The organism is Armatimonadia bacterium (assembly GCA_039679385.1).
GTDB lineage: Bacteria > Armatimonadota > Zipacnadia > Zipacnadales > JABUFB01 > JAJFTQ01.
The window spans coordinates 20,486-46,108 of sequence record JBDKVB010000091.1 but is presented as its reverse complement, the minus strand read 5'-3'; the positions used below and the strand labels follow the sequence as shown (position 1 = coordinate 46,108).

Genomic DNA, 25,623 nt, shown 5'->3' with positions numbered 1-25,623 from the left:
ACCCGTTCTGAACCACTCAGGGACAGGCCGGCGGCCTGTCTCAACGATTCTCAGCATGAGGACAGCCCGAGCCATGACGATCCAGCAGATTCGTGAGACCTTCCTGAGCTACTTCGAGCAGCGAGGACATCTCGTCCGACCCAGCGCTCCGCTGGTCCTGCACGATGACCCGACCAGTCTGTTCACCGTCGCCGGCATGCAGCCTTACCTGCGCGCCTTCCGTGGCCTCGAGAACCCTCCCGGTCCGCGGGTCACGAGCCTGCAGAAGTGCCTGCGCACCGGCGACATCGACGACGTCGGTCGGTTCAACCGTTACCACACCTTCTTTGAGATGTACGGCAACTTCTCCTTCGGCGACTACTTCAAGCAGGGCGCCATCGACTTCGCCTGGGAGTTCATCACCGAAGTCGTGAAGATCCCCACAGAGCCGCTGTGGATCACCGTCTTCGAGGACGACGACGAAGCCGAGGAGATCTGGCACAAGCGCATCGGCATCCGCAAGGAACGCATCCAACGCTGGGGACGCTCAGACAACTGGTGGCCCAAGGCACGCTGGGAGGGCCCCTGCGGTCCCTGCACCGAGATTCACATCGATCTGGGCCCCGAGTTCGGCTGCCCCGGCGGCTGCGACTTCGGCTGCAACTGCAACCGCTATCTCGAGCTATGGAACCTCGTCTTCCAGCAGTTCACCGAGGCCGAGGATGGCGCACTGACGCCGCTGCCGGCGCCGGGCATCGACACCGGAGGCGGCCTGGAGCGCCTGGGCCTGGTCCTTCAGGGCAAGAAGTGGTCCATGGAGACCGACGAGCTGTGGCATGTGCTGTCCACGGCCCTGGGGATCATCAACGAAGACCGTGAGACACCCTATATATATGGACAGGACCCTGCGCTCGACATGGGGCTGCGCGTCATCGCCGACCACATCCGCGGCGTCGCCTTCGTCATTGCAGACAACGTGGTGCCCTCCAATGAGGGCGCCGGCTACGTGATCCGTCGTCTCATCCGTCGGGCGTATCGCTTCGGCCGCCAACTGGGAGCGCAGAAGCCCTTCCTCTACCGCGCCCTTCCCGCAGTCGCCGAGGCGATGGGCAAGACCTATCCTGAGATCCTGACCCGCCAGGACTACACGGCCAAGGTGCTCCAGGGCGAGGAAGAGCGCTTCGACACCACGCTTGAGCAGGGGCTGGCGCTCTTCGAGGAGATCGCAGCGGACCTGTCCAAGTCCTCCTCGACCACCATCCCTGGCGAGATTGCCTTCAAGCTCAGCGACACCTACGGCTTCCCCGTTGAGGTGACCCGCGAGCTGGCCACCGAACGCGGCCTCAGCGTCGATGAAGAGGGCCTTAGTCGCGCCATGGAGGAGCAGCGCGAACGGTCTCGTGGCAAAGCTCACGGGCTCGAACTCCATGCCGATGCAACTCTGGCAACTGCCGCGGGCGAGTCGACCTTCACGGGGTACGACAACACGGCGGCTCAGGGCACCATCACTCTCCTCGTCAAGGACGAGGCGCAGGTCGAAGTCGTATCCGCCGGCGACGAGGCCGGGATCGTGCTCGACTCGACGCCCTTCTATGCCGAGAAGGGTGGACAGGTCGCCGACACAGGTGTGCTCGAGCTTGCAGGGGCACGCTTCGAGGTCGCCAACACGCAGGTCTTCGGCGCGGCCATCCTCCACGTCGGCAAGGTGACCACGGGGCAGCTCAAGCTCGGTGAGAAGGTCACGGCGAAGGTCGATGGGGCACGCCGCTGGGACATCCGCCGCAATCACACGGCGACCCATCTGCTCCAGGCGGCCCTGCGTCAGGTGCTCGGCGATCATGTGGCCCAGTCCGGGTCCTTCGTCTCTCCCGAGCGGCTCCGCTTTGACTTCTCGCACCACGAAGCGGTCACGCCGGAGGAACTCCGCAAGGTCGAGGACCTGGTGAACTCCTGGATCATGCAGGACGCAGAGGTCTGCTCCAGGGAGATGCCCATCGACGAGGCCAAGCAGATGGGTGCCATGGCCCTCTTCGGTGAGAAGTACGGAGACATCGTCCGTGCCGTCCGTGTCGAGGACGTCAGCTTCGAGCTCTGCGGTGGAACGCACTGCGATCGCACCGGTCAGATCGGCATCTTCCGCGTGGTGCACGAGGGTAGTGTGGCGGCCGGGGTTCGCCGTATCGAGGCCGTGACGGGACGAGGCGCCCTGGCTCTTGGTCGCCTTCGTGAGGCGGCTCTCGACCAGGTGGCCGCGTCGCTGAACTGCAAGCCCGAGGAGATCTCGGACCGCCTTGAGGGTCTGCACAAGCGCATCGGCGAACTGCAGGCACAGCTCAAAGCCGCCCGCGAGATGTCGGCAGCGACGAACCTTGATGACCTGGTCTCCGCTGCTGCCGAGGTCTGTGGAGTCCGCCTGGTGGCGGCACAGATCCCCGGCGCCGACCGCGACGCCCTGGCATCGCTGGCCGACATGATCGTCGAGAAGCTCGGAGAAGGCATTGCGGTCCTTGGCTCCTCGGACGATGGCAAGGTCAGCCTCGTGTGCAAGGTCGCCGATCCCCTGGTGAAGAAGGGCGCGCACGCCGGTAACCTCATCAAGGCCGTTGCCACTGCCTGTGGTGGCGGCGGCGGCGGCCGACCGAACTTCGCCCAGGCCGGCGGCACGCAGCCTGACAAGCTCGAGGATGCTCTCGCCACTGCAGCCGAGGTTCTCAAGGGGCAACTCAAGTAACTTCCAGGCCGCACACGGTCCGTCCAACCGGGTCCGCGTGCGGCTTGTCCCAACTGTGCAAACGACGGGTCCTGCCATGCGTACCATTGCCTATGACATCGGAACGAAGCGCGTCGGCGTCGCGGTGAGCGATCCTCTGGGAACCATCGCCTCTCCTGCAGGGGTTGTTCTTCGTTCAGAGGACGCCGCTGCCGATGCTGCGCGTCTGGCCGAGATGGCGACTGAGTACGAGGCCGAGCGAATCGTGGTCGGCATGCCCGTGAGTCTTCGGGGCGAGCGCGAGATAGCGGCCCACAAGATCGAGGAGTTCATCGCCCTGCTTCGCGAGTGCACGGCGCTGCCCATCGTCGAGTGGGACGAGCGCATGACGACCGCCATCGCCGAGCGCACCATGATCGGGGCCGACGTCTCTCGGATGGAGCGTCGCCGCAAGATCGATCAGGTCGCAGCCGCCCTGATCCTGCAAAGCTACCTGGACTCCCTGCCCTGATCTGTGGCCTCGTCGGTCACAGCAGCGGCGACTACACCAACGCGGTAAGTCGTGCTTTGAGGTCGAGTTCGTCCGATGAAACGCCTTCTGCTGGCCTTCGCTGTCCTGGTTATCCTCATCGTCTGCGGCTTCGGGGTGATCGCCCCGCGAGTGCAGCGCTATCTGCTTGCGCCTCCGAGCCACTGGCCGGGCGACAAGTTCATGCTCTTCGAGATCAAGGAGGGCGCCAAGGCCGGGCCGGTGGCGGAGCAGTTGGCCAAGAAGGGCATCATCCGCAGCTCCTGGCAGTTCAAGCGCACGATGCGCGGCCTCGGCATCGAGAGCAAGCTTCGGCCCGGTCTGTACCGGATCGAGCCCGGCAAGAACGCCGAGGAGATCGCCAGGCAGCTCGGTAACCACGAGACCTGGACTATCAAGGTCACCCTTCCCGAAGGCCTCACTATCGCTCAGATCGCCGACCGCATCGAGAAGGCAGGGAAGGTTGAGGGCGGCCAGTGGCTGCCCAGGGCGAAGGAGATCAGGGCTGCGGCGACTGCCGACGCCTACCGCCAGGCAACCGGCATAGGCCTCCCCACCAAGTCGGCGGAGGGTTACCTCTTCCCCGCTACCTATCAGTTCGAGGCGGGCTCCAAGGCGGACCAGATCGTCGCGGTTATGTTCCGCGAGTTCTTCACCCGCTTCGTCCGCAGGTATGAGGACCCCATCAAGACGCGTCGACTGACGCCGCATGAGCTGGTGACTCTGGCCTCCATCGTTGAGCGGGAGGCCGTCAAGGACGCCGAGCGTCCGATCATCGCCCAGGTCTTCCTCAACCGCATCAGCCGCGGCATGAAGCTGGAGTCTTGCGCAACCGTCGAGTACATCCTGCCGCAGCACAAGGCCCGGCTTACCTATAGGGATATCCGGACACCCTCTCCCTACAACACCTACATCAACCGTGGCCTGCCGCCGGGCCCCATCTGCAACCCGGGTGACGCCTCGCTCAAGGCCGCTGTGTATCCGCAGAAGACCTCGGCGCTGTACTTCGTCTCCAACGGGGACGGGACGCACACCTTTTCAACCACCTACCAGGAGCATCTCGCCGCCAAGGCGCGCGCTGAAAGCTCTGCACGCGGAGGGTCGGACCGTGCTGTCAAACCTAACGCCCAAGCTGGTAGTCCGCCGGTTACAGGACCTTAGTCTAGACGACCTCGCCACCCACGGACTTGAGGCGCTGCTCCTGGATCTGGACAACACCGTGTGCCCCTGGCACAGCGAGGAACCGGCTCCCGGTTGCGAGGAGTGGGTGCAGCAGGCGACCGCACGCTTCAAGGTGTGCATGGTCTCCAACAGCATCCACCCACGTCGTCTGAACCGTGTGGCCGACCGCCTGGCGATCCCGGCCGTGGGTCGGTGGGGACTTGGCCGCAAGCCCTTCCCGGGCGGGATACTGGCAGCGCTTCAGCTCCTCGGCGTCGACCGCAGCCGGACGGCGATGATCGGCGACCAGATCATGACCGACGTTCTCGGCGGCAACCGACTGGGGCTGTTCACCGTCTGGGTTCAGCCGCTGCAGAAGCGCGAGTTCTTCGGGACCAAGCCTTCACGAGCCGTGGAGCGGCTCCTCCTTCGCCGCTTCCGCAGGATGGGGCTCCTGCCCGAGGGGTCCTGAAACTCCACACCACAGGCTCCACCACCTCCGAGGCATCCACCCATGCGTCTGCTTACCGAAGTGGACGGCACAACCCGTGTGGTCGGCGTGATCGGCTGGCCGGTCAGACACAGCCTGTCACCTCCCATGCAGAACGCCGCGCTCGAGGCCCTCGGCCTCAACTGGATCTACGTGCCCTTCGAGGTTGCGCCGGAACAGATCCCGCAGGCCCTGGAGGGACTACGAGCGCTGAACCTGGTCGGCCTGAACGTCACGGTGCCGCACAAGGAGGCTGTGGCGCGGTTGGTGGACGAACGCTCGGGGGCCGCGCAGGTTCTCGGGGCGGTCAACACCATCGTCAATCGCGAGGGCGTGCTCCACGGCCACAACACTGATGGTGAGGGTTTCCTGCGGTCGCTGCGTGAGGCCGGCGAAGAGGTGCGCGACCGGCGCGTCACCTTCATAGGTGCCGGTGGAGCTGCGAGGTCAGTCGCCTATGCCGTCGCTTCTGCCGGAGCTGCAGCGGTCACCGTCGTCAACCGCACTCCGGCTCGCGCTCGCGACGTGGCTGAGTTGGTGAGTCGCAACACGCCGGTGCAGGCTTCGGTGGCGGCACTGGATTCGCCGGAGGCTAAGCAGGCCGTCCGGGACGCGCAAGTGATCATCGACTGCACCCCCTGTGGCATGTTCCCCCATGTCGACGATGCACCGGCGATCCCTCCGGAGTGGCTCCATGAGGGACAGTGCGTGTGCGACCTGGTCTACACTCCGCGTGATACGGTGCTGCTCAAGGCCGCACGACAGGCAGGGGCGCGAACCGTCGAGGGAGTCGGAATGTTGGTGCATCAGGGCGCCATCGCTTTGGAGCTATGGACCGGGCAGGCGGCGCCGGTTGAGGTGATGCGAGCGGCCCTGGTTCAGGCTCTTGAGGTTCGTGAGGCGGTTCGATAGAGCCGCACTTGCGGGGGCACAAGACAATTCGCCCGAGCACTGCGCGAATAAGCTTGACAGCCTCGGGGGCGTATGGTAACCTATCGCCTGCTCGCAGCGAGTAGCGAGCGTTTTTGGTCTTTCCGCAGTATCAATATGGGGCTGTAGCTCAGTCGGTTTAGAGTGCTGGCCTGTCAAGCCAGAGGTCGCGGGTTCGAGTCCCGTCAGCCCCGCCATACAGTACGCAATGACCCTTCTGCCAACCAGCAGAAGGGTTTTCTGTATGTGGCCCTTAGGGTTTGGCCATCGAAGGTGCAGTTTAAGAGGAGGATATCCAGCAGCTTCCGTTTCCCAGTCTGGGGCTGATGGAGCCAGAGGGGGTACGCCCGCATGGCCAGGCGGAGCACCTGCACGCCTGCCTCAAGGTACAGTTCTGCCGCTCTCTGGTGCCGTTCGATCGCGGCCTGCAGCTCGAGTCGACTGGCTCGCCACTCACTGCTCTTCCGCTGCCAGAAGTCCTCGGATATCCTGCCATCGAGCTTATCCTCGTATGCCCTGTCCATACGAGCCTGGATCTTCGTCAGTTCTCGCTGTAGGTGATCCACCTGCTCTGCATGGTGCTCCTTCTCGTCGCGGTGGCTTTCCTTGAGGGCCATAGCGACCCAGTCGATGGTCTGTTCGTCGATCTGCACGCGCTGCACGAGTTCGCCCAGGAGGCCCTCCAGCCTGTCTTCACGGATCAGTGGAGCCCTGCAGTCACCTCGCGCGCGCGTGCAGCGGTAGTACACGTACTTCCCCTTGTGAACACCCGCCGTGACCGCACAACCGCAGCGTTCGCACTTGATGAGCCCAGCGTAGGCGAGGGACCGCTTGCTCTCGTGGACGGGGTGGTTTCCCTGGCGGAAGGCCTCCTGTACTCGATGGAAAAGCTCAGCCGAGACCAGGGGCGTGTGATCCCCTGTGTAGGTGCGCCCTCCCCACTGGAACTGCCCCGTGTAGAAGGGGTTCTTCAGTACCCGCGCGATCGTGCTCTTCGACGGCGCGCTGCCGCGTCTCGTCATAAGCCCCTCGGCAATGGCGCGCACGCGGATCTCCTCCAGGCTGCAGTTACCTGACGCGTACACCTCGAACATGCGCCTGATGGTGCCGGCCCGCTCCGGGTCCAGCGCGATACCGCGCCTGTCGCCAGATCGCACATTGAGGTACCCCAGCGGTGCTGAGGACGGCCAGGTGCCCTGCTCGGCTTTTGTCCTCATCCCCTTGCTGGCTTCCTCGGCGAGGTTGTCCACATAGTTCTTCGCCATGAGGACCTTGATCCCGTGCATGAACTTCTCGGTGGACCGGCTGTCATCAGAGAGCACGAAGCTCTCCTTGACAAAGTGGACCTCGACGTCCAGGTCGTCGAGGGTGACGTAGTCCCGCAGATTACGGTAGAGGCGATCAGTCTTCTCGACCAGCAAGGTTCTGCACGTCTTCTGGCGTCGGCGCAGGAACTCCACCATCTCGCCGAAGGCCGGCCTCCCCGCCTGCTTGGCCGTCTCCACGTCCACAAACTCCTGCGCGACGTCGAAGCCTCTGTCGGAGGCATACTCGCGCAGGAGTTTGAGTTGAGCCGGGATGGAGAAGCCCTCATCAGCTTGCTCCCTGCTGGAGACACGGGCGTAGATAACGACTGGGGTGCCGCTGCTTCGAGGTGTCGCCTTCATCATTCGCTCCCCCGACTGCCGACGTAGACCGTCGTGCTCTGCAGAGCGCTGCTGACTACCCTAGCGAGCAGGGCTCACAATGGTCTTCTTCTTGCGCGCCTGTGGGTCCTTCCCACTTGTGGCCGAGGCTGGACACAGGGGGCGTAGGGCCGGGTCACTCGCGGTCGCTCGTGACCCCATTGGGGTCTGCAAGCGAGGGCGATGGCTGGGCATCCTCGGAGCTACCGGCGTCAGTCCGCAGCAGCCCCGGCTGAGCCGAGTTGGCCACTGACTGGGCGATGTTTATCTGCTGCTCTGCGACGTTCACCTGTGTGACCTGCGGTCTGAGTAGCCTCCTCACGTTGGCGAGAGCCCGGCAGGCCGATATGAAGCGTTGGTGCGCCCGGTCCTGCTGGCGCTGCCGGAAGTCCTCCTCACGCCCGTCTGTTCCCTTGGGCATCTGCGTGGCATGGATGTCCGCATTCTGAGCCTGCAGCCAGCAGAGGGCTATGCGGTCTATCAGCAATGCCTCCAGCGGCGAGCCCCCGGGCTCTGCAAGCTTCTGTCTCAGTTCTGCCAGATGGCGCCTCAAGCCCTCCCGGAGCAATAGGTTCCCGCCTGACACCATCTTCAGGGCAGCGTCCTCGGCTACGTGCCCGAAGTCGCCGAAACAGTGCCACATCTCGGGACACCGGGTGAGGACCTGGCGTAGACGGGACACCGCCTCCTCATCACCCGCCTCTGACCGGCAGATCAGGTCCTGGATCTGGTCGGCATATCCGGCGAGCGCCGTGATATCACCCTCTGCTCTCCTTGCTGCCGCCTCCAAAAGAGCCTGTTGCATAGAACCACGCTCGGACTGCCTGTCAGCCATCTCGTCTGCGCCTCCATTCGCCTCGGTTGTGTCTGTGGTAACCGGCTGCAACCAGTGCGGCCTGGGCCACGGTGTCGCACACTGCACTGAAGACTTGCGTCATTGCTTCCACGACTTCGAACCGTGCGCGCGCAGCCTCGAACGCCCTTGCGTTCTCGAGACGCTTTGCGCGATCGCGCGCGTCGTTCACGGCAGCCACTTGTGCTGCCTCGCCAGTGCCCACATACTCACGCACCACCTTGCCCTTGACCCGTCTGCTCCGAGTGTAGTAGCTGCCCTTCCCGTTGCGCGTCTCCCAACCCATCACGTGGCCCCTCCTTTGTGTTACGCTCTCGCGACTGCCCCGCTTGCTGTGGCACAGCTTGCGTGACACCCGGGTTGCTGACCAGAGCAAGACTACATACCAGGTTCGCAGGGTTCACAGGGTTCACAGGGTCTCGTTGCCTGTTACCATTGGCCATGTCAGGGCTGTCCCCCGTGTCCATCGGCCCTCTGGTGCGTGCGCTGAACATGTGCGTGATGAACCCCGTGAACCGCGTGAACGCCGTTGGGGCTATGCGGAGCGAAGCCCGATCCCCACCCAGCACCACTGCAGCCTGTCACCAACGGTACGTTGTCCTTCCTCGACGCCTGGCATGAAACGCCGCAACGCGCTGCCAAAGGACTTCTCTGTGGTCACAGGACGACCCGCCTTCTGACAGGCCTCGTTGTACGCGGAGTGCAGCTGGCGTTTGGGGGTCAGCAGCCTAGACCCACGTACCACCTCCCTCTCAAGCCATACCACCAAGGGATCGGTGACCGTTCGGAAGTCGCCCATTGCCTCTCGCATGGACGTCGCTTCGGTGAGTCCCTTCGACCTAACGCGAGGCAGGGCGGCAAGCGCGAGATTGAGCACTCCAGAAAGCTCCTTGGCGGCCCCAAGCTCTGCGTCGAGTTCGCCGCGGTTCCTTGCCGCGCTCCCCTCAAAGGTCCGCGCGAAGGGAACGCACAACCACCGCCGGAAAAACGCCGGCGAAGCGTCGGCAGACTGTGGAGGGTGATTGGCGCTAAAGACGAGGCGGGCATAGCAGTCGAAGGAGAAGCCTTCAGCGTACTTGCGCTCAGCGTCGATCCGGTCTCCCCCGGTGATGGCCTTGAACACGCTCGTGCCGGCGAGGTGGGCCGAGGGAAGGTCAGGACAGATGTTCGCGAGCTTGCCTGCGAGCCTGGCTGCGGCGAAGCGGTCAGTTTCCAGCTTCTGAAGGCTGAGGTTCGTGCAGTTCTCGTTGCCGAGGAAGGCCATCAGTCCCGCCAGGTAGGTTGACTTGCCGTTAGCCCCTTCACCAAGCAGGAGAAGGGCTTTCTCGTTGGATGTGTCGGGCGTCATTAGCCACGCGGCGATCTCCCACGGCAGCCCCAGGGCGTCGTCGGGGAAGGTCTGCTCGACGAAGCGCTCCCAAGCGGGGCAGGTGGCGTCGGGGTCGTACTGCACCGGAAGCTGCACTAGCGATAGGAAACTCGGGTCGTGTTCGCGGAATTCGCCCGTGGCCAGGTCAAGAAGGCCGTTGCCGCAGTTCAGTACGTTCAGTGGGGGCACGGACCAGAGACGAGGCGCATCAACTCGGATGTACTCGGCCACCTCACACTGCTTGCGGCTGCTCCATTTGTCACTCTGCCCCCAAGTCGTGAGCAGGCGCTTGACACGGCTCGCGATGCGGCGCTCGCCCTTTGACCGATAGCGTCCATGGTCGAAGTAGTAGAGCGCATTGCCTTCATCCACTGCGAAGGAGTCTGCTTTCAGGACCGCGCTAGCGAGCCGCGAAGCACTCACGGGGTCTCCGGCGCCCCCCCGGGGTGCGGAAGCCTGGTACGACCCGCGCTGTTCGTTGGTACAGCGCTTCCGGTACGACACCGTCGCGCGAGCATTCCGGATGGCCTTCTGAACCGTACCATCGCGGTAGTCATCGCGGAGCCACTTGCTGCGCATGAGGGCTGACTGCCTGAACAGACGGTCAATGCGAGCCTCGTCGCCTCCTGTCCAGAAGGCGAGGTGGTTGCACAGCGCAAGGTCGGCTTCGCTTGCGCCATCGTTGGCGGTCCCGTCCTCGTTGGTCCGTCGGTACGCGGACGTGTCCCCCTGATCGAAGAGCGCAACGAACTGGGCGCCGTTCTTCGATGTCCTCGCTCTCGCAAGGAGGTCTGCGTCGCTCAGGCCGCCGGCTCTGTCTGACTGCCGATGGCCGTCGTCCTGGCCTGCGGGCTTGACGTACTGACGCCAGACGCCTGCAAACGCATCGCCACAGTCGGTGGTTGCCAGCGGGCTTGTTGCCCAGTGCTGGCCGGTGATCGTGAAGAAGCGTCGCTCCCAGTAGCACTCGACCTCCCCGCCCTCGACTGGCTTCCTGTTGCCGCTGTCCTTCGGTCCAGCGTCGCGGGGCTTGTGGGCGCGACAGAGTATCTTGAGCCCGTGTTGTGACGGGGAGACCTCCGTGTAGCTTTGGACAATGCTGAGGATGGGTGCTGCCCAGGGCTCGAGCGACTGGTTCGCGCTCAGTGAACGGTCGAGGTCGATGCCGGCAAACCCATTGCCAAGCATGAAGCCAATGCCCTCGAAACGGTTCGCGTTGGCGGCGGCCTCTGCAAAGCTGCGCCAGGTGCGAGGATCCCGACAGGATGCCCGGCGCGGCCCGCCATCTGCACGGAAGAGCCTTGCCGCCACGACGGGCACTTTGGTCCGCTTCGCATTGCGGTCTTCGTAGACCCAGCAGACCCACCGCCGTTCGCGCTTCAGTTCCCCTGGTACCATCGCCCACTTCGTCTGTCTCCCTGTCATCGTTGCACCCACTCTCGTTATTCCGCCTGTCGCTCTGACTCGTCCGCGACACCTTTGTCCCACAGTGCCAGCAAGTCGACGAAGGCCGCCACATTGCGGATCGCCTCGCGAGCGTCCTCCGGGGAAACAGCTTTGACACCACGCTGCTGCCAGAAGCGTTGGGTGTCGCTGCTGAACGCCGTTGCCATATCCCGCTGCACGGCTCCACTCCGTCTTCCCTGTGGTTCGGTCGGTGACAGAGGTAGAATAGCGGAACGCGCCGAGGCGTGCGTCGGAGGACCGTTCGTTATTCGTTGTTTGTCTGTTGGGGGCTGACGAAGTGCTTGGGAGGGAGTGGGCTTGCTAACCGAGGGGACGGCGGAGTGTCGGTGACTAGTCGCATGACACCTGCTCGGCGCCCAGGTCGAGGAGGTAACCGGTTCCTTTCTTGGGCCTGATCAGTCTCGTGGTGCTGCCTGCCTTGATGAAGGCGTCGTTTACCGTCTTCACGTGGCCTCTGAGCTGGTCAAGGTACTGCGTCCCCGCATCCCCCCAGACGGCCTCAGCCAGCTCGAAGTGAGACAACAGGGCTCCAGGCTTGTGGGCCAGGGCCTTGAGGAGCTGCAATGGCAGTGAGCTCAGCATCACCCTTTGGTTCCGGTACTCAACCGACACCCCGTCGATAACAAGAACGGGCTGGCGACCAAGTGGTGCCGCGACCTGCTCGGCCGCCATGGCATCCTGTACCACGCTCACGTCCACACGCAGTGCGCCGTCCCCAAGAGACAACACACGTCCCAAGCAGACCACCTGCGTGCTGGGAGTGAAAAGAGCGCCAGTGGGCAGTTGCCGCGGCACCAGCACCACGGCTCTGGTACAGCCGGTCGCTGCTCCTGGCGCTCCAAAGACTTCGTCCGCATCGCCCCATGTGGCGCCGCGGGCAAGGAACAGGTCGCACCGCTTGTTCCCCACGATCGGTCTGCCGAGCCACCACAAACGCTCAGGCACGCACTCGTCCACCCTCGTCCCTTCGTCGAACTGGGCAGCCAGATAGCGGGCCAGACCAGCGGGGTCCGTTCTCCACCGTCTCAGGCGCTCCAGAGGCACCTTCACACGTCCCAGGCTGCCCTCACGGCAGACGATGTAGGCCCGCAGTCCCTCTCCCTCCGCGCCGTCCACGAAGATGACATCCTCGAGCCCACCTGCCTCACACTCGCACTCAACCGCATTTGCCATGCCGGCTGGACGCAACAGGCCAGCAGTGAGGAGGGCCTCGAGTTCGCCGGGACCCCAGTCTGCCACATCGTCAGACCCGATTAGTGAACTGCACCGGGCGTCGAGCATCAGCAGGATCGTCTTCAGGGCGTCCCGAGACATCAATCCCCCACCTCTTGAGCAGATCCCTGACATGGTCGTGGCGCGGGTCGTGCTTCAGGGAGCATGAGTCTGGGGTGGAAACGTGAAGGGTCACTGTCCGGGCCGGCTCTTGCCCCTGCGCTCTGAAAGCAAGGGACAGCGTCACCGAGGTCACCTGCATCAGGCCAGACGGCAGTTGCTTGCTTGCGACCACCCTATCCAGCAAGTCGTAGACAGCGTTCCGGTTGCCCTTGGTCGCGGCCTCCAGCGTGATCCGCTCGTTGTCTGCGCCAATTACCCGCAGGCGAAGTCGTTTGACGCTAACGACGTCCACCCCATCGTCGGGCTCAAGATCAAAGGGGAAATCCCGGCGAATGAGCGGCGCCAAGTCGTAGACGACGCGCGACGGATCCTCCTGGCGCAGGTCCACTCCCAAGACCACATTGCCGAAGATGCACTGAAGGTCAAGCAGGCGTCTCTTGTCGCCCTTCAGGGTGATCTCGAGCGACCGTTCTCTCGGGTCGTAGACAAAGACGATCTGGAAGGCTGGCCGTTGCGTCCGTGCCTCCAGTTGTTGGTCGTCGTTGAAGGTGAGGTTGCTCTGGGCGTAGTCTGACAGGTAGGCAAACCAGTACAGCCTGTATTGGCGTCGGTAGTGCTCGACCTCACACAGGTATCCTCGCCCTTCGCTATGGGAGTAGTACCCGGAGATCGCTGTTCCGAGACGGCACGCCGTCTCGCTGTCCGTGTTGGGCTCAGCACTCGGCAGGCGGTCCCGTTTGCGGGGGCGGGGCAATGCATCCGCTTCGTGGAACCGTCTCGCTACGTTGAAGATGGCAGGATGCGTCAGGAACACCCAGAACGCACACTCAAGATGACCGCTCTTTGCGTCCAGGATATCGGCGAGCTCGACGTTGTGGTGACTGTCGCGCCCCTCCTCGATGAACAGCCGACGGCCGTTCCCGTCGGCCATATCGTGAATGTCGCGGAAGGCATTCTCGGCTTGCCGTCTGCTCGCCTCCGGGGCGTTCTCGATTGCGGTGATGATCTCATCGACGCTCGTCTCAGACAGCCTGTGCCACGGGATCTCTATCCCCAACCGCTCAGTCAGGTAGCTCTGCAGAAGCGCATTGGGTGCCTTCCTCAGAAACGTCCTCAGCGAGTACTCTTGGGCCAACTGACATCCCCCCGGCGTTGTGATGTATGGGTCAAGAGGCCGCGCCTCCATCGAGGCGCTCCTACCGCACCGCGAACGTGACCGACCGATGCGTCTTCGCCATGGAGGAGTTGACGACCTCTTCATCTTGGCTGATGGACGCCATATTGTGGTGAGGCAGAAGGCCACAGGTAATGCGATCGTCACAGCCTGAGGGCGGCGGCTGCAGATGCTACGCGAAGGAGCTTCACCGTTGGGGCTGTCAGGTACCCTATTGCTGGTCTCAGAGGAAGAGGAGAGAACGACCAACAAGGCGAACAGTGGGATCTTCCACCAGAAGTACGGTCATGCTACCGTTGTAGGGCTCTAGGCAACGGTGGGAGGGCGGTGCAGATGGCTCTCATCCCGGAGCGGTTCCGCGACGTCCACGACGTGTCTTCCATGCTTGGCGCCCTCGACGCCGTCGTAGGGGGTAGGACATCGGCCAGGTTCGCCGTCATGCCGGCGGACCTGGATCAGGCTGCCCTTTCGACTGACCGAACGTGGCACTGGGACGAGTGGCGGGTGCTGTTGGGTGACCCGTACTTGGCCCTAGCCGTCGGCAGACCCGAGAGTGATCAGGGGGCTGCGGGGCTTCCGCTTGATGCCCCATCTGTCCACGATGCTCCCGTGCTCTTCGTGACGATCTATGGTGGTTGCTGTATCCTCAGTTCGGCCGCCGGCAGCGGTGTTTTCAGACGACTGCACCAAACCTTCCTCCGGGAAGAGTACCCGAGTGTGGGCAGGGGCTTCCTCGACACGAGCATGGTGTTTGAGGTGCTTGAGGGCGTGGCTGCAGACAACTGCTGTTCGGGCTTTGTGGTACGGGGGTGTTCATACCGAGCCCCGATCGATGCGGCAGCGGAAGATGGTGCGTGGGAGTCAGATCGCAAGTGGACGCAGCGGACGCTGGAGAACGCGTCTCTATACCTGGCGGAGACGAAGGGTTGGGTACGACGTATCGGCTTCAGCTTCGACTGGGACGAAGGCGAAGCCGGATTCTGCGAGGCGGCGGGGTCTCTCGGACGGGACGCGGTTGTCACCGCAACGTCGGCTGTGCCGGTTGTCTGGGAACAGGTAGTCCTGCGGTCGGCGGCGATCCTGAGCCAAGAGAAGGAGACACTGCAGGGCCGCGACCGCGGCAACTCATACGAGTTCCCCCTACGCCCGCTGAAGATCCGCTACGGCGAACCAGTCTTCCGGGACGTTGCAGCCGCGAAGTTCCTAGTCCGTCAGCTCCGAAAGCTGCCCGACTCGTCTCTGTCGGTCTATCATGGCAACCCCTATCTCCACGTGAGCCTGGTCGACCACCTCGACGGTTCGAGTTTCGCCGTGTGGGTGGTCGATGCCGAGGAGATCACCATCCTGCCCGGTGCCAGGGCATCAGCGTCCGCCTTCGGAAGGCTGATCGGCCACGTGTTGGACCAGTTCAGGGAGGGGGAGTTGATAGCCCATGACTGAGGAACGCCAGGCCAAGCTGGATCAACTGGCCAAGGCCAAGCACATTGAGATCGATAACTACCAGTCAACCGTTCAAGCGATCTTCGCCTTTGCCCATGCTGCCCTCTGGGACCCAAACACGGATGACTTCGTACCAGACAGCCTAGTCGCCATCGGGCCAAAACTGAAGACCTCCAAGGAGAACGCGGTATGCCCCAGCAATGCGGTGACGCCCGATATTGTCGTCGGCATCGGCGGCAAGTGGGGCAGCGTCGCCGAGGTAAAACGGACCATCCCCAGGAACCCGGATCACTGGGGCGATGATCTCCAGAAGCAGATGCGGAAGTACGATGACAGCTTGAGTGGCTGGCCGCAGACACAGCAACCGCTGCCGAGTCACTGCCTCACGGTCTTAGTGCATCATACCCGCAAGGTCGATGTGGTCGACTACCTGAGTGAACATATCGAGGCGGGTGATCTGCAGTTCGAGCGGGATTTTGCCGTCGTCGCCTTCCAACGGGCCCGCGATCTGGAAGAGCAGATAAGTCTCGAACGCTGCTACGGGAGGCTAACCGACCCGGAACTGGATGAGGAACTGCGGCGGGTGCTGACCATCAAGCTCGACTATCTGATCACCCGCTACCAGTTGCACTTCTATGACTCCCCGCCACCCCTACCTTACATGATGGCGGTCATCTGGAACGAGGTGCTCCCGTCCCTCATCACAGTCGCCCAGTACAAGGAGAGCCGAGAGAAGAAGAGGTCGCCGCACGTGGTCGTGACTGACGATGCCATCGCGAGGGACCTGCAGTCAAGGCTGACCCGCTGTCTGCCGCCCGCAGGCCAGAACTGCAGGACCATCCCACGGAAGCAGTGGGTCCGGGACGCTCTGGAGGAGTTGGTCCGACAGGGGCACGGCAAGAAGACCGAGTCCGGCAGCTACGACATCGAGTACAGGTCATTCACCGATGCTCAGGGGCGATTCGTGCGGAAGCTCGCAGACAGCCAACTCCCCCGTGACAGGAAGCCGCGAAAGACGGCTCAGCCCCAGAAGCAGATGGCTCTATTCGATCCCGATATGTGATCCACGGCTTCAGGGCTCCTGGCCAGGACAGTGCCCTCAGCATCAGCCCCTGTACCTTGTGTCGACAACTCACACCCCGGTGGCCGTGTGCCATCGGCAGGCACCCATCATCTGATCAGACGGTAGGGACTCACTGACTCATGCTAACTCAGCAGCAACTAGAGACGCACCTGTGGTCTTGTGCAAACAAGCTCAGGGGCTCCATCGACTCCCAGGACTTCAAGGACTACATCCTGACCCTGATGTTCTACAAGCGTCTCGCCGACCAGTGGGAATGCGAGGCCGAACAGGCCGTGCGCAAGATGCAGTCGGGGACGACAGAGCTAACGGCCGCGATGCGGAAGGCCATCCGGAACGACCCCGATTTCCACCAGCACCGCATCAGCATCCCGGCGGGATGCTTCTGGCAAGACATCGTCAGCACGCCCACCCATCAGCTTGGGCAGAAGCTCAATCATGTGATGGGCGAGGTCGGCTCTGCCAACCCCCAACTCGATGCTGTCTTCCGGGCGGTCGACTGGAACGCCACCGTCAACGATAGCGGGATCCAGAAGCCCCGCATCGGCAACGAGGTGCTGCACGATCTTGTCCAGGAGTTCAGCACGCACAACCTCTCCAACGACAACGTGGATGTGGACGTGCTGGGGCGGGCCTACGAGTACCTGATCCTCAAGTTCGCCGATGACGCCGGCGCGAAGGGCGGAGAGTTCTACACCCCCCGTGAGGTCGTCCAGGTACTGGTTCGCATCCTCAAGCCCTCCCCCACAGCTCGAGTCTATGACCCCACCTGCGGCTCGGGTGGGATGCTGGTCTACAGCGCCGAGCACGTGCGGCGGCAGGACGGGCCGGACGGGGCTCGGAAGATGAAGCTCTTCGGGCAGGAGCGGAACTGGAACACCTGGGCCATCGCCCGCATGAACATGGTCCTGCACGACCTGGAGGCCGAGATTCGGGGCGGGGCCTCCACGCTCACCGATCCGCAGTTCACTCGCGGCGAAGGACAGATCGACACCTTTGATGTGGTCATCGCCAACTTCCCCTTCTCCGATGCGAACTGGGGCCACGAGCGGCTCAAGGAGGATCCCTTCGGGCGGATGCGGTACGGCATGCCGCCAAGCAAGAATGGCGACTTCGCCTTCCTCCAGCACATCGTCGCCAGCATGAACGAGACCGGCCGAGCGGGGGTAGTCTGCAGCCAGGGCGTGCTGTTCCGAGGCAACGCCGAGGGCAAGATCCGGCGGGCGATGCTGAAGGAGGACCTCCTTGAGGCGGTGGTCGGACTACCGTCCAACCTCTTCTACGGCAACACCATCCCCGGCTGCCTGCTGTTCTTCAACCGCTGCAAGCCACAGGAGCGACGGGGCAAGGTGCTGTTCATCTACGCCGCCAAGGACTACGAGGAACTCTCGAACCAGAACCGCCTGCGGCCGCAGGATGTGGACCGCATCGTGGCGGCCTTTGAGGCGGGGCAGGACGAGGAGCGTTACTGCCGCCTGGTGGCGATGGACGAGATCGCCGAGAACGACTACAACCTGAACATCCCCCGGTACGTGGACACCTTCGAGCCGGAGGAGCCGGTGGACATGCCGGCAGCGGTGGCGGCCCTGGGCGAGGCGGAGGCAGCCCGCGAGGAAGCCATGAAGACGTTGCGGGGCTACCTTGAGGAGTTGGGGCTATGACAGAGGCTGCTTTGCCGGAAGGCTGGACGACCGCACGAGTTGGGGATTTGGGTGTCTGGCGAGGCGGCGGCACCCCGAGCAAGTCGCAGCCGGACTACTGGGGAGGCTCCATCCCTTGGCTGACTCCCAAAGACTTCAGTGCCTCGCAGATACAGGACACCGAAGACCACATAACAGAGGTCGGCCTGACCAGCAGAGGGCTGCGACTCTACCAGCCGAGTGATGTGGCAGTGGTCTTTCGCAGCGGCATCCTACGGCACACGTTCCCGATCACCAGGTGCTCAGTGCCTTACGCCGTCAACCAGGACATCAAGGTGCTTTCCACGGACGCTGCCCACTGCAGTGACTTCGTCTTCTATGCACTGCAGGCCAACACGACCAACATCCTCCGCACAGCAGTGAAGACCGGTACCACCGTGCAGAGCGTTGACGGTCACTCGTTCGCTCGGATCGAGATCGCCCTTCCCCCGCCCGCGGAACAGCGGAAGATCGCGGCGGTCCTGCGGTCGGTGGACGAGGCGGTCGAGCGGACGGAGGCGGTGATCGCCGCCCTGCGGGAAGTCAAGCGGGGGATGATGCAGGAGCTGCTGACCAAGGGGATCGGGCACACGGAGTTCGTGGAGACGGACTTGGGGCATCTCCCGTCCAACTGGTGTGTCGCGACGCTTGGAGAGCTCTGTGACGAAGTCTACCGATACCCCACCTACTACAACATAGACTACGTCGCCTCCGGCGTGCCAGAGGTCCGGGGCGAACTCATCGGCGAGGATGGTCGTTTGAGCAATGACTTCGCGGAATACCGCCGCATCTCCCCACAGACATCCGCCCGGTTCCCCCGAACAGTCCTGCAGGAGGGGGACTTCGTGCTCTCGGTTCGGGGGACGATGGGGAAGATCGGGTACGTGCACGGCTGCCTGAGCGGAGCCAACATGACGGCCAACCTGATCCGTCTGTCGCCGGACAGACGGCGAGTGGATCCGCTGTGGCTCAAGCACGTGATGCTCGGAGCGGAGTTCCAGCAGCGGTTGCAGGCTGCATCTTCCGCGACCACAATCCAGACAATCCAGGCTCCGGTGCTCAAAGAGATACCAGTGCGTCTTCCGCCTCTCATTGAGCAACACGATATCGCTGCCCGGCTCGAGGCGGCCGGCACTGCCGTCACCGTCACCCAGCAAGAACTCACCGGCTTGCAGGCCCTCAAGCGTGGCCTGATGCAGCAGTTGCTGACGGGGAAGGTGCGGGTGAAGGTGTAGCAGGGCCGCCGTCGAAAGATTGAACTGCGGGGACGTGCCGGCGTCCCCGCAGCCTGAGGCGACGAGATGATTGCTACTTCTCACGTCGCACTCCCTTGAACGGGCCGCCGGACGTCTTCACGTCCACGATGCGGCCCGTTTGCGTACCTCGCTTCGCCCACAGTCCACTTGGCAGCTCGAACTGGGAGCGTCGCGAGACGGCTCCGTGGCGATGTCCATCGCCGGTGGGGGCGTTCTTTGCCATCTGCTCTCACCTCCTTCGCTTGGGCTTCCTCGTGAGTCTACGGTTTACACGCGTCACCGTCAAGGCTATAATGTAAACCAAGACAATCGAGAAAGGGGAGCTATACCATGCAGTCGATGGGTGAGCGGATCAAGCAGGCTCGCCTCGCTGCGGGGTTGAGCCTCAGAGAGCTGGCGGAGCGTGTGGACGTGTCGGCAATGGCCCTTTCGAAGTATGAGAACAGTCAGGTTCTGCCCGGCTCGGACATGCTCCTACGGCTGGGCAAGGCCCTCGGGGTGAAGGTCGGCTACTTCCTGCGGCCACTGCAGGTGGAGGTGCAGTGCCCGGCCTTCCGCAAGCACAGCAAAGTCACGAAGAAGGCCCAGGGGATGATCGAGGGCCGGATCAGGGAGTTCCTGGAGCGGTACCTCGCGGCCGAGGACGTATTCGAGCCGGACAGGATGCCGGTGTTCGAGTGGCCCGAGTCGTGCAGCGGGACGCTGAAGAGTGTCGAGGAGGCGGAACAGTGGGCGGAGGGCCTGCGGCGTGACTGGGGCCTCGGGCATGACCCCATAGCGAACCTGTGCGAGACGCTGGAGGACCACGGCGTCAAGGTCATCCTCCTCGAGGACGTGGACGAGAAGTTCGACGGGTACTCGTGCTGGGCGAATGAGACGATCCCTGTGGTGGCTTGCCGAAAGGGCGACGGCTTGCCCGGTGACCGTCAGAGGTTCACGCTGGCCCACGAGTTGGGCCACCTACTGCTGGAAAAGCACATGGCCGAAGACGTGGACGCGGAGAAGGCCTGCCATCGCTTCGCCGGGGCGTTCCTTGTGCCGGCTGAGGCGGTCCGTCGAGAGGTGGGTAGCCACCGGGGGCGGATCGAGTTCAAGGAGATCCACTCCCTGAAGCACAAGTGGGGTCTGAGCATGGCAGCGTGGTTCCATCGCCTCGCAGACCTGGACATCATCTCTGCCAACCAGTACCAGATCATCGCCCGGCGGTTTCGGGCGAGCGGCTGGAGCAAGCGCGAGCCAGGAGAGCAGGTCAGGCCCGAGCAGACTCAGCGGTTCGAGCGGCTGGTCGAACGAGCGGTGGCAGAGGACATCATCTCTGTCTCCCGCGCCGCTGACCTCCTGAACACGTCTCTGATCGAGCTGCGAGGAGAGATGGGGTGGCCGAAGCCGGAGGTGGCCGGAGTCTGAGCCTCGTCACCGATGCCAACGTCTGGATCGATCTGGACAACGGGGGGTTGACCGCCCTGGTCTTCGCCCTCGGGTACGAGTTCGTCAGTCCAGACACCGTCGTGGACGAACTCGGGCCGGACCTGGCGGGCCGCCTCCTCGACCAGGGCCTCCTCAGCCATTCCGCCGGACCCGAGTCGGGTGCCGCCCTTCTCGAGCTACGCAGCCGGTACAAGCATCCGAGTGATGCGGACCTATACGCCCTTCTGCTGGCGATCGAGCAGGGATGGGGCCTGCTGACAGGTGACCGCCAGTTGCGTGAGGCCGCGCAGGGGCAGCAGTTGGAAGTCCACGGTCTGCTGTGGGTCCTCGATGAGCTGGTGGCGAGGAGGTTGCTGGCGGTGCGGGCGGCGGCGCGGGCACTGACAACCATCAGGGAACAGGGCGCCCGGCTGCCCGCAGACGAGTGCGACGAACGTCTGCTGAGATGGGGGACGACATGAGCTTCTCTGAACTCAACTGCGTCGAGTTGCAGGTCGTCGAGTGGCTTGTCGAACTGGGCTGGACCTTTCGCACACCCAAGGAGATGCGCGGGTATGCCCGCCCACTCGCCGACCCCTTCGTGGAGCCGATCCTCGTGGACGCCCTCCTGCGGCTGAACCTCGGCGTCATCGAAACGAGCGAAGATGCCCTGGCCGTCATCGACCAGATACTCCGTCCCTTCCACCACACCCCCGACTGGCTTCTGGCCAACAGCAACTTCCTGGCTCTCCTGCAGGACGGTGCCCGACTGCAGCTTCGCCCCGGTGCGCCCACTCAGACCGTGCGGCTGGTGGACTTCGAGGACATCGGCAACAACGACCTCTGTGTGGCCCGGCAGTATCAGGTACGTGGCACGAAGACCATCCGCGCCGACCTGACGCTGCTGGTCAACGGCATCCCCCTGGTGCTGATCGAGGCGAAGTCACCGACGGCCCATGACGACTGGCTGGAGGCGGTGAAGCAGTTCGTGCGCTACCAGGAGGAAGCCCCGCAGTTGCTCGCCTCCAACCTGCTGAACGTGGCGGCGGACGGCCTCAAGTTCCGCTACGGAGCGACAAACGCCCCGCCGGAGTACTGGGCAGAGTGGAAGGACGCTTGGCCGCGTAGTCTGCCGCCCAAGGCCTGCGAGATGCAGGTCGGGGTTACGGGGCTCCTGTCGCCCGACAACCTGCTGGACATGCTGGCCCACTTCTGGGTCTTCGAGACCCGTGACAACCGCACGGTGAAGAAGGTCGCCCGCTACCAGCAGTTCCGGGCCGCCAACAAGATTGTGGACCGGGTCACCGGGGGAGAACACGATCGGGGCCTGGTCTGGCACACGCAGGGCTCGGGCAAGAGCCTGACCATGATCTTCACCGCCCAGAAGCTTCGCCGCCACCCCTCTCTGCAGCAGCCGACGGTGTTCATCATCGTCGACCGGGTGGACCTCGACACGCAGATCACCGGCACCTTCGAGGCCGTGGACTTCCCGAACGTGGACCGGGCTTTCTCGATCGCCGACCTGTGGCAGATCATCGAGAGCGGCAAGCGAGGCGTCTTTGTCACCACCATCCAGAAGTTCCAGGAACTCGGGGACGTGGCGACCGACCGGAGCAACATCATCGTGCTGGCCGATGAGTCGCACCGCAGCCAGGAGGGACTGTGCGGCCTCGAGTGCCAGCGGGTGATGCCGAGGGCCAAGCGGTTCGGCTTCACGGGCACGCCGATCGACCGCGACCACCTGAACACCTTCCGCAACTTCGGGCCGATCGTGGAGGGCAAGCAGGAACGGTACCTCGACATCTACAGCATCCGCCAGGCCATCGCGGACAAGGCGACGGTGCCCGTCTACTACCAACCACGGGATGCCCGCTGGAGGATCGAGCGGGAGCTGCTGGATGCGGCCTTCGAGGAGACCTTTGAGCACTTCAGCGAGGCCGAGCGAACGCGGCTCCAGAAGGAAAACGCCCGCCTCAAGCTGCTCATGAAGAGCCCCGAACGCGTGGCGTCGATAGCGGAGGACATCGCCCAGCACTTTCGGGAGCACGTGGAGCCCAACGGCTTCAAGGGGCAGATCGTCTGCGTGGACCGCGAGGCCTGTGCCCTGGTCAAGAAGGAGCTGGACAAGCACCTGCCGCCGGAGGCGTCAACCGTGGTGATCTCGGAGGGCCAGAACGACGAGGCCCTGCTGCGGGAGCACCATCGCGGCAAGGCCGGCCAAGAGGCGGTCATTCGGGAGTTCAAGAAGCCCGGCGAGATGCCACAACTGCTGATCGTCTGCGACATGCTGCTGACGGGCTTCGACGCGCCGATCGAGCAGGTCATGTACCTGGACAAGCCACTGCGGGACCACAGCCTACTGCAGGCCATCGCCCGGACGAACCGCCCGCATGAGGGCAAAAAGAACGGCGTTGTCGTCGACTACTTCGGCGTCTTCCAGAACCTGCAGGTCGCCCTGAACTACGACGAGGCCGAGATCGAGGATGCCGTCTTCGACTGGGACGCCCTCAAGGAGCAGTTCCCGGTGGCGCTCGCGGAGGCACTGTCCTACTTCGCCGGGATCGAGCTGGAGGACAGCGTGCAGTGCCTGCTGGCCTGCCTCAGGAGGCTGGAGAGCCCTCCGGAGCGGCAAGCGGAGTTCGAGCGGCGGTTCCGGCAGACACAGGCCCTTTGGGAAGCGATCATGCCGGACCCGGACCTCTACGCCTACCGGCACAGCTACGCTTGGCTGTGCGATTTCTACATGGCCTACGTCAAGCGGTTCAAGCGTGAGGACACGACGAACCTGGCAGCGTACGGGGCCAAGACGAGGGAGCTCATACTGGAGCACACCCATATCCTCGACGTACAACGGGACCTGCCCTTATACCGGATCGATGAGAACTACCTGGTCCTCATCCACGACCTGGAGGGGGACCCCGACGATAAGGCTGCCGAGATGGAACAGGCCGTGGCCAGGGAGATCCAGATACGTCGCGGCACCGATCCGGCCTACGAGAGGCTGAGCGAGCGACTGGAGCGGATCCTCAAGGCCAAGCGTGAAGGGATGCTGCATGGGATCCAGTTGATGCTGGAGTATAGGAACCTCATCCAGGACGTGGTGGAGACGATCGCGGCCCCCGAACGGGAGGGGGTCTCCCCCGGCGAGTTGGCCATCATGCGACAGGCCCTCGAGCTCGCACCCGACGCCGATCCCGAGCGATGCAAGTCCCTGGCCCAGGACATCGCGAGCTTCGTGCAAGCCAACGCGTTCGCCGGCTGGACCGACAGCACCGCCGCCTGCCAGCGGGTGGGCCAGGAGATCGCACGCCTGCTGCTCCACGACTACCGTGAGCTGAACCTGTTTCCGGGCGGCTTCAAGAACGCCGCCGTCGACTACGCCGTCCAGCACTACGCGGACGTGAGCTAGGGGCAACGAGGATGCCGGTAGTGCGACTGGGCGGTCACGACGTGAAGTACGAGGTCCGGCGGAGCAACCGGGCCAGGAACGTCCGACTCAAGGTGAACGCCACCGAGGGTCTTGTCGTGGTCATCCCCGAGGCATACGATGCGGACCTACTGCCCGATCTGCTTGTCGGCAAGCGGACATGGATCGAGAGGCAACTAGCGTACTTCCGATCGGCTCCGGTATGGCGGCCGGAGGGCGAACCCCAGGACGGTCAGACAATCCTGTACCGCGGAACCCTGCATGCTCTCAGCATCGTCCACCCCGAGGAGGGCGAACGCCGCCGAGTGTCGATGTCCGGACAGTCTATCCAGCTTCGCCTGCGGGCAGGCGATGCAGGGCTGCCGCTCCTGAACCGTTGGCTTCGACAGCAGGCCCGCCGTCACATCGAGGCCGAGCTGGAGGCCCTCTGCGGCGAACGTGAGCGCGGTCGGGTCTACATCATGGATCAGCGGACCCGCTGGGGCAGTTGCTCCCGTCAGGGCAACCTGTCCTTCAACTGGCGTCTCGTGATGGCGCCGCCAGAGGTGCTCACGTACGTGGTCGCCCACGAGGTCGCCCACCTCGCGGAGCGGAAGCACTCGCAGAGGTTCTGGCTGATCGTCCGGGGGATGGTGGGAGACGTTGAGGGACCAAGGCGATGGCTGAGGGAGAACGGTGGCAAGCTAAGGCTTCTGTAGGTCAAGCTTGCGCGGCCTGGGCCGCCTTGTCCGCGAGCTCCTGAAGTGAAACCGGAGAGACGTCGAAATGGGGTTTCTGCGCCAATGGGAGGCCCTTCTGGGAGGTCTCTCCGGTACGACAGTGTCTTGGCCAACCATTCCTTGAGCCCCTGTGGTTGCTGCGGATGGTGACGAGGTTTCTGACATGGAGCTACAGCGGCTCGGTGGTACGGCTTCTGCCATCCCACGCGTGGGGGGAAGAACGGAGCGGCGCCGAGCACACTGCACAAGAGCCTGTGACAAGGTGACGATGGCCATCCAGCAGCCCTCGCCTTCCGTGTCATTGCCGGTTCACGGCGAAGCCTCATCGGCTGCCATCGCACGCCCGCGCGGCCTTCCGTGGGTGCGCCATGCTTCAGACGTCCCCGCCCTGGCATACCAGCAGGGCTGACCATCTCATGGCAGATCAGTACCGGAGGATCGTCACGTCGTAGCTCCTCGCCGGTGCGAGTGCCAACGCTGGTTCGCGTCCACGCCGTTGCGAGCTGTCACCCCCGATCCACACACGGGACCCTTCCCCTTGACGTCGGATTCACACTTCGCCACACGGCGCCGAAGCTGTGCATGACTCCCGATGGCCCCATAGAGCCACTCAGAGCACAGCGCAGCCCACCGCGGAACGGCTGCTCGTCTATGCGTGAGCTCGGCCACAGCCTGCTCGGCGCTAGCGCCGACGGAGACAGGAGCAGGCCCTTCCCGAGGGAGCCGTGAACAGAGACGGCATTGTGTGGTGTAACGCACAACTGATACCCATATTGACTTCGGAAAGCAGCGAAGTTATTATGTAGGATATACGCTATTTCCTGTACACATATCTTTGATCTAACAAAAACGGGTATGCATGATGTAATCTCACTATAGATCATGATTTCGACCATATGCTATGAAGCGGTTGTCTTTTGGTGCGCATGCGC

Annotated in this window: 21 protein-coding genes and 1 tRNA gene; 14 read left to right on the top strand and 8 right to left on the bottom strand. The window is 63.6% G+C overall.

Annotated features, from left to right (window positions below; genetic code table 11):
- Nucleotides 1–73: 73 nt before the first annotated feature.
- From alaS to ABFE16_10585, 6 genes are all read left to right on the top strand, one after another.
- The gene (gene alaS, locus ABFE16_10610; protein MEN6345745.1) at nt 74–2,710 is read left to right on the top strand and encodes an alanine--tRNA ligase; all 2,637 of its coding nucleotides are present in this window, start codon (nt 74–76) and stop codon (nt 2,708–2,710) included.
- 76 nt (nt 2,711–2,786) lie between these two features.
- Complete coding sequence (gene ruvX / locus ABFE16_10605) at nt 2,787–3,200, top strand: Holliday junction resolvase RuvX (GenBank protein ID MEN6345744.1); 414 nt, start codon at nt 2,787–2,789, stop codon at nt 3,198–3,200.
- A 75-nt stretch (nt 3,201–3,275) separates the two neighbouring features.
- Nucleotides 3,276–4,379 (top strand): endolytic transglycosylase MltG, encoded by a 1,104-nt coding sequence (gene mltG / locus ABFE16_10600; GenBank protein MEN6345743.1) that lies wholly within the window; start codon nt 3,276–3,278, stop codon nt 4,377–4,379.
- Nucleotides 4,327–4,851: a YqeG family HAD IIIA-type phosphatase gene (locus tag ABFE16_10595; GenBank protein ID MEN6345742.1), complete on the top strand. Its 525-nt coding sequence runs from the start codon at nt 4,327–4,329 to the stop codon at nt 4,849–4,851. Before mltG ends, ABFE16_10595 begins: the two co-directional genes overlap by 53 nt.
- 42 nt (nt 4,852–4,893) lie before the next feature.
- Nucleotides 4,894–5,781: a shikimate dehydrogenase gene (locus tag ABFE16_10590; protein MEN6345741.1), complete on the top strand. Its 888-nt coding sequence runs from the start codon at nt 4,894–4,896 to the stop codon at nt 5,779–5,781.
- 137 nt (nt 5,782–5,918) lie between these two features.
- Nucleotides 5,919–5,996: transfer RNA gene (locus tag ABFE16_10585), tRNA-Asp, on the top strand.
- Here ABFE16_10585 and ABFE16_10580 read toward each other — a convergent pair.
- The 7 genes from ABFE16_10580 to ABFE16_10550 all read right to left on the bottom strand — a co-directional run bounded on the left by ABFE16_10580 (nt 5,985) and on the right by ABFE16_10550 (nt 13,694).
- Nucleotides 5,985–7,469, bottom strand: coding sequence for a recombinase family protein (locus tag ABFE16_10580; protein ID MEN6345740.1), 1,485 nt, complete (start codon nt 7,467–7,469; stop codon nt 5,985–5,987). The two genes, ABFE16_10585 and ABFE16_10580, sit on opposite strands and share 12 nt — an antisense overlap.
- A 151-nt stretch (nt 7,470–7,620) precedes the next feature.
- A complete protein-coding gene (locus ABFE16_10575; GenBank protein MEN6345739.1) occupies nt 7,621–8,319 on the bottom strand; it encodes a hypothetical protein in 699 nt (232 codons plus the stop codon).
- On the bottom strand, nt 8,312–8,623 hold the full coding sequence (locus ABFE16_10570; protein ID MEN6345738.1) for a hypothetical protein: 312 nt from the start codon (nt 8,621–8,623) through the stop codon (nt 8,312–8,314). The genes ABFE16_10575 and ABFE16_10570 overlap by 8 nt, the downstream gene beginning before the upstream one ends.
- Nucleotides 8,624–8,872: 249 nt before the next feature.
- Nucleotides 8,873–11,131 (bottom strand): phage/plasmid primase, P4 family, encoded by a 2,259-nt coding sequence (locus ABFE16_10565; protein ID MEN6345737.1) that lies wholly within the window; start codon nt 11,129–11,131, stop codon nt 8,873–8,875.
- 17 nt (nt 11,132–11,148) lie between these two features.
- The gene (locus tag ABFE16_10560; protein MEN6345736.1) at nt 11,149–11,319 is read right to left on the bottom strand and encodes a hypothetical protein; all 171 of its coding nucleotides are present in this window, start codon (nt 11,317–11,319) and stop codon (nt 11,149–11,151) included.
- Nucleotides 11,320–11,503: 184 nt separating this feature from the next.
- Nucleotides 11,504–12,487, bottom strand: a complete 984-nt coding sequence (locus ABFE16_10555) for a winged helix-turn-helix domain-containing protein (GenBank protein ID MEN6345735.1) — start codon at nt 12,485–12,487, stop codon at nt 11,504–11,506.
- Nucleotides 12,417–13,694 carry a hypothetical protein gene (locus ABFE16_10550; protein MEN6345734.1) on the bottom strand — a complete coding sequence of 426 codons (1,278 nt, stop codon included), beginning with the start codon at nt 13,692–13,694 and terminating at the stop codon, nt 12,417–12,419. The genes ABFE16_10555 and ABFE16_10550 overlap by 71 nt, the downstream gene beginning before the upstream one ends.
- A gap of 321 nt (nt 13,695–14,015) precedes the next feature.
- Between ABFE16_10550 and ABFE16_10545 the strand changes: the two genes are divergently transcribed.
- The 4 genes from ABFE16_10545 (at nt 14,016) to ABFE16_10530 (ending at nt 19,117) form a co-directional block, all read left to right on the top strand.
- Entirely contained in the window at nt 14,016–15,122 is a 1,107-nt protein-coding gene (locus tag ABFE16_10545) for a hypothetical protein (protein ID MEN6345733.1), read from the top strand.
- The gene (locus tag ABFE16_10540) at nt 15,115–16,185 is read left to right on the top strand and encodes a hypothetical protein (GenBank protein MEN6345732.1); all 1,071 of its coding nucleotides are present in this window, start codon (nt 15,115–15,117) and stop codon (nt 16,183–16,185) included. Before ABFE16_10545 ends, ABFE16_10540 begins: the two co-directional genes overlap by 8 nt.
- A 140-nt stretch (nt 16,186–16,325) precedes the next feature.
- Nucleotides 16,326–17,864 carry a type I restriction-modification system subunit M gene (locus ABFE16_10535; GenBank protein ID MEN6345731.1) on the top strand — a complete coding sequence of 513 codons (1,539 nt, stop codon included), beginning with the start codon at nt 16,326–16,328 and terminating at the stop codon, nt 17,862–17,864.
- Entirely contained in the window at nt 17,861–19,117 is a 1,257-nt protein-coding gene (locus tag ABFE16_10530) for a restriction endonuclease subunit S (GenBank protein MEN6345730.1), read from the top strand. Before ABFE16_10535 ends, ABFE16_10530 begins: the two co-directional genes overlap by 4 nt.
- A 73-nt stretch (nt 19,118–19,190) precedes the next feature.
- Here the strand turns inward: ABFE16_10530 and ABFE16_10525 are convergent, their stop codons facing one another.
- The gene (locus ABFE16_10525) at nt 19,191–19,361 is read right to left on the bottom strand and encodes a hypothetical protein (GenBank protein MEN6345729.1); all 171 of its coding nucleotides are present in this window, start codon (nt 19,359–19,361) and stop codon (nt 19,191–19,193) included.
- Nucleotides 19,362–19,468: 107 nt separating this feature from the next.
- Between ABFE16_10525 and ABFE16_10520 the strand changes: the two genes are divergently transcribed.
- The 4 genes from ABFE16_10520 to ABFE16_10505 are packed head-to-tail and all read left to right on the top strand — an operon-like array spanning nt 19,469 to nt 24,670.
- Entirely contained in the window at nt 19,469–20,545 is a 1,077-nt protein-coding gene (locus ABFE16_10520; protein MEN6345728.1) for an XRE family transcriptional regulator, read from the top strand.
- Nucleotides 20,515–21,027, top strand: coding sequence for a type II toxin-antitoxin system VapC family toxin (locus tag ABFE16_10515; protein MEN6345727.1), 513 nt, complete (start codon nt 20,515–20,517; stop codon nt 21,025–21,027). The genes ABFE16_10520 and ABFE16_10515 overlap by 31 nt, the downstream gene beginning before the upstream one ends.
- A complete protein-coding gene (locus tag ABFE16_10510; protein ID MEN6345726.1) occupies nt 21,024–23,954 on the top strand; it encodes a type I restriction endonuclease subunit R in 2,931 nt (976 codons plus the stop codon). The genes ABFE16_10515 and ABFE16_10510 overlap by 4 nt, the downstream gene beginning before the upstream one ends.
- An 11-nt stretch (nt 23,955–23,965) precedes the next feature.
- Nucleotides 23,966–24,670, top strand: coding sequence for a SprT family zinc-dependent metalloprotease (locus ABFE16_10505; GenBank protein MEN6345725.1), 705 nt, complete (start codon nt 23,966–23,968; stop codon nt 24,668–24,670).
- The last annotated feature ends 953 nt before the right edge of the window (nt 24,671–25,623 follow it).